Below are 16,228 nucleotides of genomic sequence, written 5' to 3' on the forward strand. Positions count from 1 at the left end.
GTGGTATGAAGAGAGCATACGTCAATCCCAGAAGAGTTATTCTTCTGTCTGCATTCGCGCTGTCATTATCAGCAGCAGTTTCGGTAAATTGCCCCATGGGGTATGTCAAAGCATACGTAGAAGAAACCAGAAATCCCAACGGAACCTACACTTACACGGATAGTGATACCAATGAGTCCGTAACAACAATGATTAGAGATGGTTACGCTGGTACATATATAGGTAAGGAGGAGGCGGTCTGCGAGATAGAGACGAAGTCCTATTACAACGTGCTGACTCTTTACACAACACTGGATGTTGCAAAATTTGCAAATTTCAGAACCAACAATGGCAAGCTCAAGACTAAGCTGATGTACAAGCATGAGAGTAATTACAGTCTTGATAATGCCGACACAAGTTCCTGCTGGATCATCGGAACTGATGGAAAAAGATATTACAAGGATATTTACGGAAACAGGAAACAGTACAACGCTTCCACAGAACAGGAAATATTAAAGACAAATAAATATAAGGCACACGGAAGCTACAAGATAAGACTTTACGCAAAAAAAGCCGGAAAATATGAATTTTCTTACGATGTTTTGGATCACAACGGAAATGTAATTACGACAAAAACCGTAAAGATTGTAGCTAAAGAGGACAATGATCCCATTAAGGAAGCAACCTTTGCAGGTAAGCGTTTCTATGTGAGCAATGCCGGAAAACAGAAGGGACTTAGGAATGACCTGTACGAAGGCAAGGGCTTATATAACACAAAGAAGTCCGGCAAAGTAAGAATAACCATGAACAAGGGCTACAAAATCAAAAAGATCGAGGTTGGCTATCAGCATGTAGAACGTAGCAACGGCAGCACAGAGGATAAATGGAGTAATAAGTTTGCTGATGTTGCATGGAGGACAATTAAGAACGGCAAGAAGATAAGGCTTAATAAAGAGGATGCATATCCATACTTTGACAGCTATGAGAGAAAAGCAAATACAAAGGCACCGGGAGGATACGACATCTATTCTGATGAGAACCATGGTCAGGGCTCGACGACATATATCCGCGTTACTTACTATGACAAGAAAACCAAGACAACAGGGCGGAAACAGCTTTCTATCAACAGACACATCAAATGATACATGGAAGGTGAGACACGAGTATGAACATGACAGGAATAATGAAAAAGGCAGTGTTGTTTGCAACTGCAATGACTATAACACTTACAGGTTCACTTAATGCTAAGGCTTATTCAACAGTGAACTGGAGTGATCAATATAAAGGGAATGTTTTTTACAACAGCGATACAAATGATTCATGTGTCGCAAAGGATAGCGCTGATCACGCAGCCAATGCTTATGTGGCTGATCAGTTAAAAACAAAGACCATAACAACAGGTTATTATGGCGCAGGAAATATCATAACAATCTATACGCCCTACGACGTAGCGAGATTTGGTAATTTCAAAACCAACAAAAAAGCCTTGAAGCTCAAGGTTACTGAGAAGCTTGAGGATAATTATTCAGAGTCTAACAGCTTCGTCAGCGGAACAGATGGAAAAAAGTATTGCAAAGATGTTTATGGAAATAAACAGGAGTATTCCGCAGAAACTATTGCAAAGGCAGAGAAGACCAATAAGTATCATGCTTATGGAAAATACAGCATAAACTTCTATACCAAAAAGGCCGGTACATACAAGTTTTCCTACGATGCTCTGGATCATGACGGAAACGTTATAACAACTAGGACCATCAAGGTGGTTGCAAGGGAAGACGGCTATGCGATAAAGGAAGCGACCTTTGCTGGAAAAAGATTCTATGTCAGTGCAAATAGCAGATATAAGGGAAAAGAAACCAATCTGTATTCCAGTAAGGATGGAGCATACACAACAAAGAGCTCCGGAAAGCTCAAATTCAAGATGAATAAGGGCTTTAAGATCCAGAAAATTGAAGTGGGATATAACACAGTAGGATACAGAGATAACAGTACAACTGATAGCTGGTCAATCCTTCCAAAGGGAACTGTGTGGACTGAGGTGAAAAACGGCAAGAAGATAACACTGTCCACAACAGATGAGGGTGGTCCCAGTTATGAGAAGACAAAGAGATATGATGCTCCTACGCAGCAAAAGATCAGAAGTACAGAGATTCATGAACAGCGTTCCACAACATACATACGAGTCACATATTTAGACAAACGAAATGGAACGACCAAAAGAGAGATGTTTACTATTTACAAGCTTATAAATAAATAATCGTTTGGGGGAAACTAAGGAATTTTGCGGTAGATGCAGGATTCACACATTATTGAGGAGTCATTTGGGGATGAAAAAAATAAATAGCAGGATTGCATTAACATTAGTGCTTTTTCTAATTGTTGCAAACACAAAGATAACAGGAGTTAGTGCAGTTTCGGAAAGATCTGAAATAATCACCGCTGACTTTCAGGTTATCGGTGAGGATGCAGGAGCTGATATGGAAGAAAGCGGCGGAAATGCTGAGAACGAGGAGCCTTCAGACGAAGGCGGTGAAGCCGAGACGCCCGATAAGAAAGCAGCATCTGCACCGTTATCGGTTGAGGATACTTCTTCGCAGGATAAGATCACTTTCTACTATGACGGAGAGGAACTTGTTCCGGATAATGGCAAGATGATCATTCGCAAGGGCAAGGAATTCTATGTTTCGATAGAGTCAACCAAGGGGATAAAGGTTGAGCCTCAAAGTACGGAAGAGCAGACAAACGATAATACCCACAAGTATGTGTTTGATCTGGCTCAGGGCAACCATAATATAACAATAATCCTGTCTGAGAAAAAAATCACAATTGGGGAGAATGGAGATCTGAATGAAGAAATAGTGGAGTATCCATACTATTACAGCGTTGTATGTCAGGATGATACCAAGATTCCGGACATCAGTGTTTCTTCAGATCTTTTCAAGGGCAATAACATAGTCGCTTCAAAGGATGGAAAGAGCTATCTCATAGATGGAGCCTTCTGCCTGTCAGCAAATGTTAAAGACACCCAGAAGATGAAAGGCTTAAATGTAGTCGATGAGACAGAATATGCTTCAGGTGTAAAGGAAGTAAAGCTTTTTGCCAGCAAGCTGACACAGGACGGAAAACAGGAAAGCTATGACCAGGTGATAACAGGTGACAATGGTCAATATGATTTCAATTTTCCTTCGGACGGCGAATACTACATTGACCGCATCGAGGCGTGGGATAACAAAAATCCCGGTTCTTCGGTATTTGATATAAAAAAGACAATATATGTAGAAAACTTAAGCGAGCAGAAGACGAATTATACGCTTTCTGCCGGAGCATGGAGTTTCTACAGACAGGATGGAGACGAAAATAATGATGATTATCAGGGAGCCTGGTATTCATATAACAAATATAACGATGGAACTCTTGTTGTTACTGTAAAGTTCCATACCTATGGAAAGGTTGATCCTGATTATTCATTAAGCTGTGGCTGTGATGTGGTAGAGCCTGCAACCAAGGCTCCTGACACAATAAGCAATGTCAAAAACGAATATGTTTTAACATATAAATTCGATGCCACAAAGGATCAGGATAAATTATATACATTCAGCTATTACCGTTTTGATGAGTGGGATAAGAAGAAAATAGATATTCCGATTCGCATTGATAACACAGCTCCTAAGGGAACCTTTAAGGCGAACTTCTTCGGTAATACTGATAAGTATTTTGTAGATATAACGAACGTTGAAAAAGAAACAAACGGCGAAAACACAAGCTATACATATAGCATTACAGCAGCACAGGGTCAGGTAGTAACCAAGGATGACAAGTTTGCTGTAAATGTTACTTCAGCTGATGCAGAGGATTCGGGATCGGGAATTGTGAAAATGCTCTGTAAATACTCAGTTGATGGAGCCGAGATTCCGGAACCCATGGAGGGTGAGGTCAATAAAGATGGCACAGTCAAGGCCGGTAAAGCGATTGTTTTCGAGGAAAGCAAGTATTCAGAGCATACCTTCGTAATAACCAGTGTTGTTCTCGAGGACCGGGCAGGAAATACTTATGATCTGCTTCCCGATACAAAAAATGATGACGTAAGCTACGAAATTGATTCACTCTCACCCAGGATTGATGAAGCATATCTGGGAGATGCAGTTTTCATGGATCCGGATGGAACAATGTATTTCAAAAATGCATTCTCCAACCAGATTGGAATCACGGATAAGAACTTTGACAATGCAGAGGTGCGTGCTGTAGGAGACGGATTAAAACCTTCCTTCTCAAAGAAGAAGGGCAGCGGCGGCGAGACCAATGTCTATAAGCTCGAGTTCAAGGATGACGGACGTTACGAGTACTACATAGAGGCAACTGATAAGGTTAAGAACATTACTCCTGCGGACGACAAGGAGAAGAGTGCTTCAACCAGAAAGGTCGTAATCGATTCTTCCAAGCCCAAGATCGATATCAAGTACGTGTCCTCATCAGGAAAAGTCAGCGCGGATGCTGATACCGAGAACTATACAAACAGCGATGTTTCAGTGGTAGTTACAGTAAAAGAAGAAAACATTGCAGACAACGGTATTTCGGTAGAGATATCCGGAGAGGATTTAAAGGGCGGCGATAAGAGCCATCACCTTTCTCTTTCGGATTTTGAGACAGATGGTGAAAAATACGTTGCTACCTACAATATCACCGAAGAGGGTAAATACTCTGTAACTGCTACAGCAACTGATAAGTGCGGATACAATGCTACAGCAGATGCAGGAAAATTCATCATTGATAAGACAGAGCCCAAGGTTACAGTAAGCTTTGATAATAACGAAGCGGTAAATGAGCACTATTACAAGGCTGCACGAGTAGCAACCATTAAGGTCGAGGATCTGTCCTTTGATAAAGGCAGTGTAGAACTCAATATTGATGCTCTGGGAAATGCTCCCTCTCCTAGCGGATGGTCAGGATCTGAGGGTGAGCACACAGCAACACTTGATTTTAGTCAGGACGGAAAATATAAATTCAGCTTCTCATGTACAGATAAGGCGGGAAATTTATCGGACACCTTTGAATCTGAAGAGTTTATCATCGACAGAACTGAGCCTAAGATCAAGATCGATTTTGATAACAATGCTGCGGAAAACGAATTCTATTACAACAAGGCTAGAACAGCCACTATCGATATCGAGGATATTTCCTTTGATGATAAGGCGGTTCAGGTGAAACCTATTGAAGGTGAGGAGTGTGATGCACTTCCCGAGGTGGGAGCATTCTCCGGCGGAGACACCAATCACAAGGCCAACATATCATTTGCAGCTGATGGAACGGAAGTGATGATATTACTTTTGTTTGTAAATATGATATACAAGTGATCAAACTTCTTAATATTGACTACAACTATCATATTAGCCAGGTAGCCAAGACTATGGCATGGAGCGGAGACTCACTTGTAAGAGACACAGGTTCTTCCGAAAATAGTAATTCCGGAGATGGTGAGGCTACATCTGATGACAATAAACCTGAAGAAGGTGAAGACAAACCTGAGGATGGTGAAGACAAACCTGAGGATGGTGAAGACAAACCTGAAGATGGTGAGGATAAGCCTGAAGAAGGTGAAGACAAACCTGAAGAAGGTGAAGACAAACCTGAGGATGGTGAAGACAAACCCGAAGATGGTGAGGATAAGCCCGAAGAAGGTGAAGACAAACCCAAAGAGGATGATGACAAGCCCAAGGATCCTTACGAAGCCAAGCGCGAAGAGATGGTCAAGAAATATGGCGAAAAAGCTGTAGCAGCTATCGAAAAAGAGTATGGCGATGAGACTAAGGAGTGGGATGATGAAATATGGTCTATAGCAGCAATTATTTATGCTATGGATAATAATTGTCCTGAGATCCTCGATGAAAAAGAGAGATGTGAGTACGAGAAGGAAGTAAATAAACGATATGGAATGTGCTTTGTTGCTGGAACACAGGTAAAGACTGCTGAAGGCAATAAGAACATTGAAGATATTGAAGTTGGAGATAAAGTATTTTCATACGATGTTAATACCGGAGAGCAGGCATTAAACAGTGTTACAACATTGTTTGTGCATGAGGAAGATGAGCTTATTGATATTGAACTGGAAGATGTTGATATTAGTACAACAGCTCCTCATATGTTCTATGTTCTTGGAGAAGGCTTTAAGAAGGCGTCAGATCTGAAAGTTGGAGATAGCTTATAGCTTTTAGATGGAACAAGCGCTGATATAGATGAAATTACATACAGGCAGCTTGATGAACCTGTAAATGTCTACAACTTTAGTGTAGAGAATTATCATACTTATTATGTATCAGATGTCGGTGTGTTAGTTCATAACGAATGTCCTGCTGCCATTCGACAGAGAGCGGTTAAAGACTATTCCGAGGATGTTGTAAAGGAATTAGAAAAAACATACGGCGATGACGTTACATCAAAGTGGAATAAGGAGACATGGGATGCAGCGGCAATGGCTGAAGCTTTGAAAAATGGCCGACGCGATATTTTGACCGATGAACAAAAGGCAGAATATGATAAGATTATTAAGAATGGCGGAACTATCGATGCTTGCTTTGTTGCAGGTACACAGATAAAGACACCCGAGGGAAATAAAAACATAGAAGATATTGAAGTCGGGGATGATGTCTACTCATGCAATTATTGTACCGGAGAGCAAGGAATAAAGGATGTAGCAGATGTATTTGTTCATGATTCTAACATAATCGTTAATGTGGAATTTGATGATGAAAATATCTGTACAACATATGAGCATCCGTTCTATGTTCTGGGAGAAGGCTTTAAAGCAGCTGCAGAGTTGCAGATAGGAGATAGCCTATGTCTTCTCGATGGAACCAGCAGAAATGTTGAGAGTATTTCATTTAGTTACTCAGATACTCCTGTCAGGGTATATAATTTTGAGGTTGAGGATTGGCATACATATTATGTTTCTGATACGGGAGTTTTGGTTCATAATAAGTGTAATTTAAAACCTGTGAACAAAGAGGGCGATACAACATTTGTGGGAGAATATAGAAAGGATAATAAACTTGTTATAGAGCCAAATGTTAAGATGGAAACACGGGAGTCAACTATTCCGACACCAGCAGAGAGACAAAAAGTAGATACAGAGTATAAATCTAGAAAAAAAGAATATCTTAATGATTTAGCTGAAAAACATGCTGATGAGTTGAGAAAAGCAGGAATAACAGACGCAGAAATTGATCTAATGAGACAGGGCAAGAATCCATCTGGATATCAGGTTCACCATATAGTACCAAGAGAATTTGGCGGAGACAATTCGGATGATAATCTTGTTTTGATTAGGACAGATCCTTATCATTTCGCCTTAACGACATATCAATCTGATCAACCAAAAGGTCAGCCAGGTGAGAAAGTGACTAGGACATGGCCTGTACCAAGTGGAACTGTTTATCCACCAAAATAAGGAGAAGAATATGTGGGAAAAAGAAATTGGACAATTAAGGGATTTTTACAGCCAAATAGGAAAAGAATTAAATGCGCCGGCAAAAGATAATGAAATTGCGAAATTTGAATCTGAGGCAAAAAAACGATTGGGCCAAGAAATTCCAGATGAACATATGGCATTATTTAAAATAGTAAATGGTTTTAGTTTTAATGGTGTTAATGTTTATGGAGTTGATGAAGAATTACTCGAAAAAAAGCCTGAAGAAGTATATAGTTTTATTGAATTAAATGAGATGTGGAAAAGGCATTATGAAGGCAATGGATTATATTTGGCTGATACTGATTTGTATTTCTACGTTTTTGATTCAAAGAACGGAGGATATTACCGTTTGACTAATCCTATGGGGGATGAAGATAAAAAATATAATTCCTATGAGGATATGATGAAGGATATATTTGATGAATGTCTGGAATGATAGAAATGGATTTGCATGTCTTCAATAATCTGATATATCAGAGACGAAGTACTTTTGGTAATTATAGTCGCCTATGGCGAAAAACTAAAGGGTGTTGTGAGCCAAATGCCAGTACATCCTTTAGTGCTTATATTGATCAATATGGTAACAAAGTTAAGAGGAGAATTTTGGGAAATGAAAAAGAAAATAGTAATGATGACTTTGCTGCTGGCTATAGGAATTACAGCCTGTGGTGAAGCAAAAGCTGAGAGTAGCGGTGAAAACGCAATAATTGAAGAAGAACAGGTTGTTCAGAGTGAAGAGTCAGATAGTCTGGAAGAATCCAAGGTAGAAGATTTTGAATATACCTTCTTGGATGACGGAACCGTTGGTATACGTGCATATAAAGGTTCAGCAGCGATAATAAATATACCAGAGGAGATAGAAGGAGCGAAAGTTACCAGTATTGATGGCATTAGTGGGGACTCAATAGTAAAGATAGTTATTCCTGATAGTGTGACAACAATTGAGCAGGCAGCATGTTGGGCAAATGATAATCTCGAAGAGGTTGTCATGGGTGAAAACGTGACCAAAATCGGAGCAAAGGCGTTTGATCTGGATGACAATTTACAAATTATCAATCTTCCGGATTCGGTTACTGAGATAGGGGAAGCGGCATTTAGCACAACTGCCATTAAAGAAATAAATGTTCCGAAATCATTGACAGATATGAGTCAGGGGATTTTTTCTCTTTCTTCATTAGAGAGGGTAACTGTTCCTGGTAATGTTAAAACGATTGGCTTATGTGCGTTCGAAGATTGCAAGGATTTACAGGAAGTTATTATTGAAGAAGGCGTTGAAATGATTGATGAAGCAGCATTTAAAGGTGATGATGCTCTTGCAAGGATTGAGATTCCGGCATCTGTAACTGAAATAAATTGCAAAATTCCAGAAGGTTGTACAATAGTTACTCCAGCAGGAAGTTATGCTGAAACATTTGCTAATGAAAATGGCTATACGTTTGAAGCTAGATAGAAAGCAATGCATTACCTGATTTTTTGATGAATACTATTTGAAAAGTTCGAATATAATTTTGGAGGATAAAAATGAAAAAAGTAAACGCATTAGTAAAAAGGACAACAGCAGCAATTTTATCAGCGGCAATAGCAATGGGAGTTATCCTGACACCCGCATTCAGCAAAGAGGCTCATGCAGCTGATACAAATATTACAATGGGATCAGCATTAGAGATACCAAACAATAGCTTTGTAGAAGGATCAGTAGATTATAATGATCCATCCGGTGGATTCAGATGGTATAAGTTTACTAATGCTAATAACTGTGAATCTGTGGCGGTAGTCACAGTCACTGCATCTACCAATAATCCGGAATGTGCAGTTTTTAATTCATTGGGTGGAAGTGATGGAAAATCCACATACGCATGGCCTTGTGCAACATTTCATGTTGGTATGAAAGCGGGAGAAACTAAGTATCTAAAAGTATCTAACGGTACATGGAAAGGAGCATGGACCGCATCAGTTTCAATTTCACCTGAGGAAGCGAACACATTTGAAACAGCTAAGAAGTATAAGTCCGGAAAGAGAATCAATGGAAAGCTGAATTATCTGGATGATGTTGATATTTACAAGATCAAGGCTAAGAAAACCGGTGTTATGAAGATCGCAATCACTAATAATGAGAATCATTATGCCGTTGAGTATACCGTATACAATAAAAGCAAAGTTGCTAAGAAAAATGGCGATGTATTAAAGGCTAAAACAGCAAAAACAAAAATGAAGGTCAAAAAGGGCCAGTATGTTTATGTAGAAATTAAACGCAAGAATGTAGCGTTTGATACTGATCTCGGAACATATTCAATAAAGACAAAAATTAAATAATAAGAGGTGTAATATCTTATTTAACTCACTGATTGAAAAATAGGAGAAATCTTAAAGAATATGAGGAAGCAAGGGACAATCCTGAATATAGACATTTTTTAGAGGGCAACTTTAGTGATGTCATATAGGAGGATATAAGAATGTTTGAAAATATAGTGCTTGCATCAGAAAGTGATAGAGAGCAGATAATGAAGCTTTATAAAGAGCAGCTTGGAAGAGAGTTTTGTGCATGGACAGATCATTACCCTTCTGAAGAAACTATAGATTATGATCTTTCAAGGGATGCCCTGTTTGTCATGAAAGAGAATGATGAAGTCATAGCAGCAATTTCCATAGATAAAGATGAAGATGTGGAAAGACTTGAATATTGGGATAAAAATCTTGCTCCCAGTGGAGAATTGTCAAGGCTTGCAGTTACACATTCCATGCAAGGGAAAGGCGTAGCCAGACTTATGATGCAGCACGGAATGAAAGCACTTAAGGACAGGGGATATAAGAGCATACATTTTCTTGTGAACAAGTACAACGTGCCCGCACTTCGATCATATGCCAAATTTGGATTCAATGTTGTCGGTGAATGTCATATGTTTGAACAGGACTTTTTGTGCTATGAAAAGGAATTATGAAAGTGAAAAAGGACCCTAATGGACGGAAGAAGTATTGAGGCTGGGGGAATGTACACTAATGTTTGACCTAGGCTTGTGGGAGAACTACGCGTCGAATGCCATAGGGCTAGTAAGTTCGCGTAGACCAAATTGCCATAAGAGCAATAACTACGTGATAAATGACGCTTAAACGGGGATTTGTCACGTAGGAATTGTTCACTTAGAAGCATTCGACTACGTGAAAATTGCTTAGGCATAGATAAGACGCGTAGGAAAGAGTTAATACTAAGGCAGAAACTACGCGATAAATATTAAAATCATTGCTAGGACTAGTAGAAAAGACAATATTGATGCTAAAACCTACGCGAAAATAGTTGAAAGTGAAAAATGTTCAAGTAATAACGGCCTTCCGGGGACCAACAGAGTTATAGATGAAAATGATCCCGGAATAGACTCCTAAGACGTAAGCAGCTTGAAATGACTTTTTCTTGTTTCAATTATCCCTTCTTTTTGCATCTTTCCAAGTTCCTTGGAAAGAGCGCTTCTTTCAAGGTTTAGATAATCAGCGAGCTGCTGGCGGTCAAAGGGAATGTCGAATTCAGTACTTTCATTCTGAAGTGCGAGAGTATTCAGATAAGACATAACACGCTCACGGATTGTCTTAGGGGAAGTGTGAAAGCTTCTGCCGGATAGATTCAGGTTTTTCTTTGAAGATATCAACAAGAGATTTCGCAGAAATTTGTAATCCCAGGAATTCTGGCTCTTATCTGAGTTCAGGATTCCTTTTGTTTTAAGCAAGAGTATAGAGCAGCCTTCATTGGCTATGACATCAACCAGCATGGGAACATCCTCAAGAAGGGCATAGGCTTCTGCAAAAAGTCCGCCCTTTTCAACATGGCTGAGGATAGTTCTGTTTCCCCAAATATCATCACTTAAGATTGTGACACTGCCGGATAAAACGATTCCTATGACTCCGGGCTTGGAACCGGCGTGGAGTATACGATCGTTCTTTTCATAAGACTGTTTTCTTGCATCAAGTGCCTTCAATAAAGCGGCAATCTCTTTATCTGTCATTCCTCTGAAAAGAGGTATTTTCTGCAGAACTTCATTATCCATCTAAATTCTCCAAAGAATTCAGAGTCAGGCTCGGAAATGTAAACTCTGAATTTTTTTAAAATGTGGTTATAACAACATACTTATATTTTAAATCATAGTAAACTGACACCAATAAAGCAAGGAGGTCATTTTAATATGGTACGTAAGATAATCAAGATAGATGAGGATAAATGCATCGGTTGTGGGCTTTGTGCAAATGCCTGCCACGAAGGTGCAATAGAAATGGTCGATGGAAAAGCAAAGCTTGTAAGAGAAAATTTCTGTGATGGCTTTGGCGACTGTCTTCCATCTTGTCCTACAGGTGCTATCACATTTGAGGAGAGAGAAGCTCCTGAATACGATGAAGCTGCGGTTAATAAGGCAAAAGAATTAAAGTCCTGTCCTGATGGGCATCATGAGAGTCACACAGGAGGATGCCCCGGCTCGAGATTCATGAAGTTCGAGAAAAAAGAAGAACCGAAAGAGAATAGTAGTGCTACATTGGCAGACAGATTTGTATCACATCCTTCGAGACTTGAGCAGTGGCCCTGCCAGATAAAGCTTCTTCCTACAACAGGAGATTTTTATAAGGGAGCAAAGCTTCTTATCGCTGCAGACTGCACAGCTTATGCCTATGCGAACATGCATGAGGACTTCATGAAGGGTAAGATCACAATGATAGGCTGCCCCAAGCTTGATGAGGGTGACTATACTGAGAAATTGACAAAAATTATCAATGGCAATGACATCGCAAGTGTTACGATAGTAAGGATGGAAGTGCCTTGCTGCGGAGGACTTCAGAGGGCCGCTGAAAATGCTATAAGAAACAGTGGTAAGTTCCTTCCCTGGCAGGTTGTAACCATCTCCAGAAACGGTGAAGTTATAGAGTAAATCAGTTTTCATTATAAAGAATTGGAAAAGGAGGAAACATCATGGCTGGATTAAATTACAGGAAAGTAGCTGTTATAGGTTGTGGATTTGTAGGTGCTGCATCAGCATTTGCAATCATGGAAAGCGGTCTCTTTTCAGAGATGGTACTGATAGATGCCAATAAGGAAAAAGCTGAAGGCGAAGCGCTGGATATCAGCCATGGACTTCCTTTTGCAAAGCCTATGAAGATATATGCCGGAGAATACAAGGATATAGCTGATGCCTATGTTATCGTGGTAACAGCCGGTGCTGGCCAAAAGCCCGGCGAGACAAGACTTGATCTTGTAAAAAAGAATGTCGGCATTTTTAAGTCCATCATTCCCCAGATAGCGGAGGTCAACAAGGATGCTATAATGCTGATAGTCGCTAATCCTGTGGATATCCTCACTTATGCTGCAAAAAAACTTTCGGGCTATCCTGAAAACAGAGTGTTTGGATCCGGAACTACTCTTGATACTGCAAGATTCAAGTATCTTCTGGGAGAGCATCTTTCTGTGGACAGCAGGTCTGTACACGCATTTATAATTGGAGAACATGGAGACAGTGAGATTGCAGCCTGGAGCAGCGCTAATGTTTCAGGGATTCCTATCCATGATTTCTGCGAGATGAGAGGCCACTTTAGCCATGAGGAATCGATGAAGCAGATTGCTGAAAATGTCAAGAACAGTGCTTACGAGATAATCGAAAAGAAGGGCGCTACTTACTACGGCATAGCAATGTCAGTACGCAGGATCTGCGAAGCGATTGTTCGTGATGAAAAGACCATTCTTCCGGTATCAAGTTTGCAGCACGACAACCATGGCATTTCTGATGTGGCCCTGAGCATGCCTGCAATTGTTGGAAAAGATGGCGTTGAGAGCACAGTGCCGATCAGCCTTAATGATGCAGAAACAGAGGCTTTAAGAGCGTCTGCTAACACTTTGAAAAAGGTAATAGAGGAAGTTCTGTAAATGATAAATTGATGAATTACAGTAATTCAGGCGACTTAACAGATAGGAGTGATAATCGGTGTAAAACACACCAAAATCAGTGTAACTATTGATATATTTACGTTTTATTGATAAACTCTAAGAGTACTAAATCTAAAAGAAAGCGAGGTAATCATATATGTTTGAAATGAGAATAAGCAGTGTAGAGATTGTAACTGAATATAGTGTGAGACCCTCGGCTTATGAGTATCATCAGAAAGAGGCATAATTTACTTTGCCGTCTTTCGTTATATAATAATTGGCATTTTGCGATTTTAGCCGTGGCATTTTTGTCGCGGCTTTTTCTATGTATACTTAAGCAATATTTCCATAAACAGGGTCTCCGTACAGATGTGACAAATAACTTTAACAAGAAAAAATGGAGACAAAACAATGAATAATAATGAGCAAAACACTTTACCAACAGGAAACAAAGGAAGAATTTCTGAGATTCAAAAAAATACCTACACCATCAGGTTTCAGGGGAAAGAGGTACCTGCAAAACTAAAGGGAAGTTTCAGGGAGGTTGAGGCGAGTCAGCTTCCGGTAGTAGGTGACTATGTAATTTTTGATTACAATCCAATTGGCGATTCTGTAATCGAATCGATCTGTGACCGCAGGAGTTTTCTGCAAAGACCTGATCAGGCAAAGAGCTGCACTATGCAGTATATGCTGGCCAATGCGGATTATACTTTTATCATTACCTCATTAAACGAGGACTACAGCTACAACAGGATTGCAAGATATATCAGTGTTGTATTGCAGGGTGGATCTGTGCCGGTAGTTATACTGACCAAAGCAGACCTATGCAGCAACACAGGCAGATATATAAGAGAGGTGGAGACTATATCTGACAAGGTGAGAGTTCATGCTATATGCGCCCTCTATGATATAGGACTTGAGGAGCTCTCAGAGTACATGAAGAGCGGAACCACCATCGCGCTCTTAGGATCCTCCGGAGCAGGAAAATCAACGCTTCTTAATGCTCTTGCAGGAAAAGAGATCATGAAGACTTCAGAGGTACGTGCTTCCGATTCTACAGGAAAACATACCACTACTTACAGACAGCTCATAGAACTTGAAAATGGCGTTTCAATAATTGACACTCCCGGAATGAGGGAGATTGGCATTGCGAGAGCAGAAGAGGGGTTGGAAGATACATTTTCGGATATCGTAGAGCTGGAAGCTATGTGCAGGTTCAGTGATTGCCAGCATGATACAGAGCCCGGATGTGCAATCAAGGCAGCGATTGAAAGTGGAGAGCTGTCTAAGGAGAGATATATGCTCTATAAGTCACTTACAACCGAGAATGTTCGTAACTATGCAAAGAAAAAGGAAATTGCGAAGTGGGCGAAGGTAGCAAAGAAGTTTAAAGAATCTAATAACAGGTCATATTCACAGGGATAATGCAAGAGAGGAAAGAATGATAATTCAAGACTTTGAACCTAGACATATAGAAGAAGCAATGGGCATTGCCCTTAGTACATACAATTATGAGAGGAAGTTTACACAGGCTCTTCCGGAAATATCAAGCATTCCGATACTAAAACAATTATCAGAAAATGGATTAGGCGTTGCAGCATTTGAAAGCGAGAAGATGGTCGGATTCCTTTGCAGTGTGGAACCGTTTGAGAATGCTTTTCGTTCCACTGATGTGAGAGGTGTTTTTTCACCCATGGGTGCGAATGGTGCAGTCATGGAAAATCACGGCAAGATCTATGCAGCATTGTATCAGGCATCCGCAAAAAAGTGGGTAAAAGCAGGAGCGTTGACACATTCAATTTGTTTATATGACCATGATGAGGAAGCAAAACAGCAACTTTTTCGTTATGGCTTTGGAATGAGGTGCATGGATGCCATTCGTCCGATGGAACCAATTGACTGCGCCTCATGCGATGGATATGAGTTTTTGGAATTGCCCAAAGAAGATTTTGCATATGTTTATCCGCTTCATTTGGCACTTCATGAACATTACTGCCAAAGCCCTTTTTTTATGAATCGAGGATCGGATACGCTGGAAGTATTTTTGGATTTTGCGGAAAGGAATCATGGACGTTTCTTTGTAGCGAAGAAAGACGGAGAACTATGCGCCTATATGGAAGTGTCAGACGAAGGCGAAACATTTGTTGCATCCGGCGGTGTTTACCGCCATATCACGGGGGCATATTGTTTACCGGAACACAGGGGCAGAGGCGCATATCAGAATCTGTTAAATTTTGTTATTAATACTTTGAAAGCAGAAGGATATACTATACTGGGAGTAGATTTTGAAAGTATCAATCCGGCAGGAAGTGGCTTTTGGCTTAAGTATTTTAATGCTTATACCAATAGTGTTGTGCGCAGGATAGATGAGCGGATTTTACAAAGATTCCCGGAAGGTCGTTATTACTTGAAAAATACTTACTTTCGACTATTTTCGCGTAGGATTTAGCAGCAATATTGTCTTTTCTACTTGTCCCTGCCTGGGTTTTAGTATTTATCAAGTAGTTTCTTCCTTAGTATTAGCTCTTTCCTACGAGTCTTATCTATTCTTAAGCAATTTTCACGTAGTCGATTGCTTTTAGGTGGTCATTTACTACGCGAGAAATCCTTGTTTGACCATTTTTCGCGTAGTTATTGCCTGAATGGCAATTTATGCTACTTGACCTTATTTGCTTTGTGGCATTCGGCGTGTAGTTACACTTTTCATCCCCACTAATTCATTAAATCCTTCCGCAAGATAATGTCTGTTTGCATTATTAAGTATAACATACCCCTTCGTGGGGCTTAGCTGCAGATCGGTGGTGCTAAATTAAAAAACAATAGTGCTGAGCAAAGATTAGCACCGGTGCTATCAGACCGAAATAACCAATATGAGTATTATTGGAAATAATCAG

The 16,228-nt window shown here is 40.1% G+C and carries 14 protein-coding genes; 13 read left to right on the plus strand and 1 reads right to left on the minus strand.

Features of this window, described 5'->3' with window-relative positions:
- Positions 1-5: 5 nt before the first annotated feature.
- The 9 genes from G587_RS0116940 (at position 6) to G587_RS0116985 (ending at position 10,380) form a co-directional block, all read left to right on the plus strand.
- Positions 6-1,121 (plus strand): hypothetical protein, encoded by a 1,116-nt coding sequence (locus tag G587_RS0116940; protein ID WP_026493203.1) that lies wholly within the window; start codon positions 6-8, stop codon positions 1,119-1,121.
- Between the two features lie 23 nt (positions 1,122-1,144).
- On the plus strand, positions 1,145-2,236 hold the full coding sequence (locus tag G587_RS0116945; RefSeq protein ID WP_026493204.1) for a hypothetical protein: 1,092 nt from the start codon (positions 1,145-1,147) through the stop codon (positions 2,234-2,236).
- 70 nt (positions 2,237-2,306) lie between these two features.
- Complete coding sequence (locus G587_RS0116950) at positions 2,307-5,330, plus strand: hypothetical protein (RefSeq protein ID WP_026493205.1); 3,024 nt, start codon at positions 2,307-2,309, stop codon at positions 5,328-5,330.
- The gene (locus tag G587_RS0116955) at positions 5,327-6,181 is read left to right on the plus strand and encodes a polymorphic toxin-type HINT domain-containing protein (protein WP_026493206.1); all 855 of its coding nucleotides are present in this window, start codon (positions 5,327-5,329) and stop codon (positions 6,179-6,181) included. The genes G587_RS0116950 and G587_RS0116955 overlap by 4 nt, the downstream gene beginning before the upstream one ends.
- A gap of 120 nt (positions 6,182-6,301) precedes the next feature.
- On the plus strand, positions 6,302-7,420 hold the full coding sequence (locus G587_RS24715; protein ID WP_051201116.1) for a polymorphic toxin-type HINT domain-containing protein: 1,119 nt from the start codon (positions 6,302-6,304) through the stop codon (positions 7,418-7,420).
- A gap of 10 nt (positions 7,421-7,430) precedes the next feature.
- Complete coding sequence (locus tag G587_RS0116970; protein ID WP_026493207.1) at positions 7,431-7,877, plus strand: YrhA family protein; 447 nt, start codon at positions 7,431-7,433, stop codon at positions 7,875-7,877.
- A gap of 174 nt (positions 7,878-8,051) precedes the next feature.
- Positions 8,052-8,891 carry a leucine-rich repeat domain-containing protein gene (locus tag G587_RS24720; RefSeq protein WP_051201117.1) on the plus strand — a complete coding sequence of 280 codons (840 nt, stop codon included), beginning with the start codon at positions 8,052-8,054 and terminating at the stop codon, positions 8,889-8,891.
- 71 nt (positions 8,892-8,962) lie between these two features.
- Complete coding sequence (locus G587_RS0116980; protein ID WP_026493209.1) at positions 8,963-9,754, plus strand: hypothetical protein; 792 nt, start codon at positions 8,963-8,965, stop codon at positions 9,752-9,754.
- 140 nt (positions 9,755-9,894) lie between these two features.
- Positions 9,895-10,380 carry a GNAT family N-acetyltransferase gene (locus tag G587_RS0116985; RefSeq protein ID WP_035787112.1) on the plus strand — a complete coding sequence of 162 codons (486 nt, stop codon included), beginning with the start codon at positions 9,895-9,897 and terminating at the stop codon, positions 10,378-10,380.
- A 435-nt stretch (positions 10,381-10,815) separates the two neighbouring features.
- On the opposite strand, the gene G587_RS0116990 is transcribed toward G587_RS0116985, so the two are convergent.
- On the minus strand, positions 10,816-11,475 hold the full coding sequence (locus tag G587_RS0116990) for a Crp/Fnr family transcriptional regulator (protein ID WP_026493211.1): 660 nt from the start codon (positions 11,473-11,475) through the stop codon (positions 10,816-10,818).
- A gap of 135 nt (positions 11,476-11,610) precedes the next feature.
- On the opposite strand from G587_RS0116990, the gene G587_RS0116995 reads away from it, so the two are divergent.
- From G587_RS0116995 to G587_RS23340, 4 genes are all read left to right on the plus strand, one after another.
- Positions 11,611-12,345 carry an ATP-binding protein gene (locus tag G587_RS0116995; protein WP_026493212.1) on the plus strand — a complete coding sequence of 245 codons (735 nt, stop codon included), beginning with the start codon at positions 11,611-11,613 and terminating at the stop codon, positions 12,343-12,345.
- Between the two features lie 41 nt (positions 12,346-12,386).
- Positions 12,387-13,334: an L-lactate dehydrogenase gene (locus tag G587_RS0117000; RefSeq protein WP_026493213.1), complete on the plus strand. Its 948-nt coding sequence runs from the start codon at positions 12,387-12,389 to the stop codon at positions 13,332-13,334.
- Between the two features lie 411 nt (positions 13,335-13,745).
- Positions 13,746-14,759, plus strand: a complete 1,014-nt coding sequence (gene rsgA, locus G587_RS23335; RefSeq protein ID WP_035787114.1) for a ribosome small subunit-dependent GTPase A — start codon at positions 13,746-13,748, stop codon at positions 14,757-14,759.
- Positions 14,760-14,775: 16 nt separating this feature from the next.
- Positions 14,776-15,783 carry a GNAT family N-acetyltransferase gene (locus tag G587_RS23340; protein ID WP_081679497.1) on the plus strand — a complete coding sequence of 336 codons (1,008 nt, stop codon included), beginning with the start codon at positions 14,776-14,778 and terminating at the stop codon, positions 15,781-15,783.
- The last annotated feature ends 445 nt before the right edge of the window (positions 15,784-16,228 follow it).

The organism is Butyrivibrio sp. XPD2002, assembly GCF_000423945.1.
GTDB lineage: Bacteria > Bacillota > Clostridia > Lachnospirales > Lachnospiraceae > Butyrivibrio.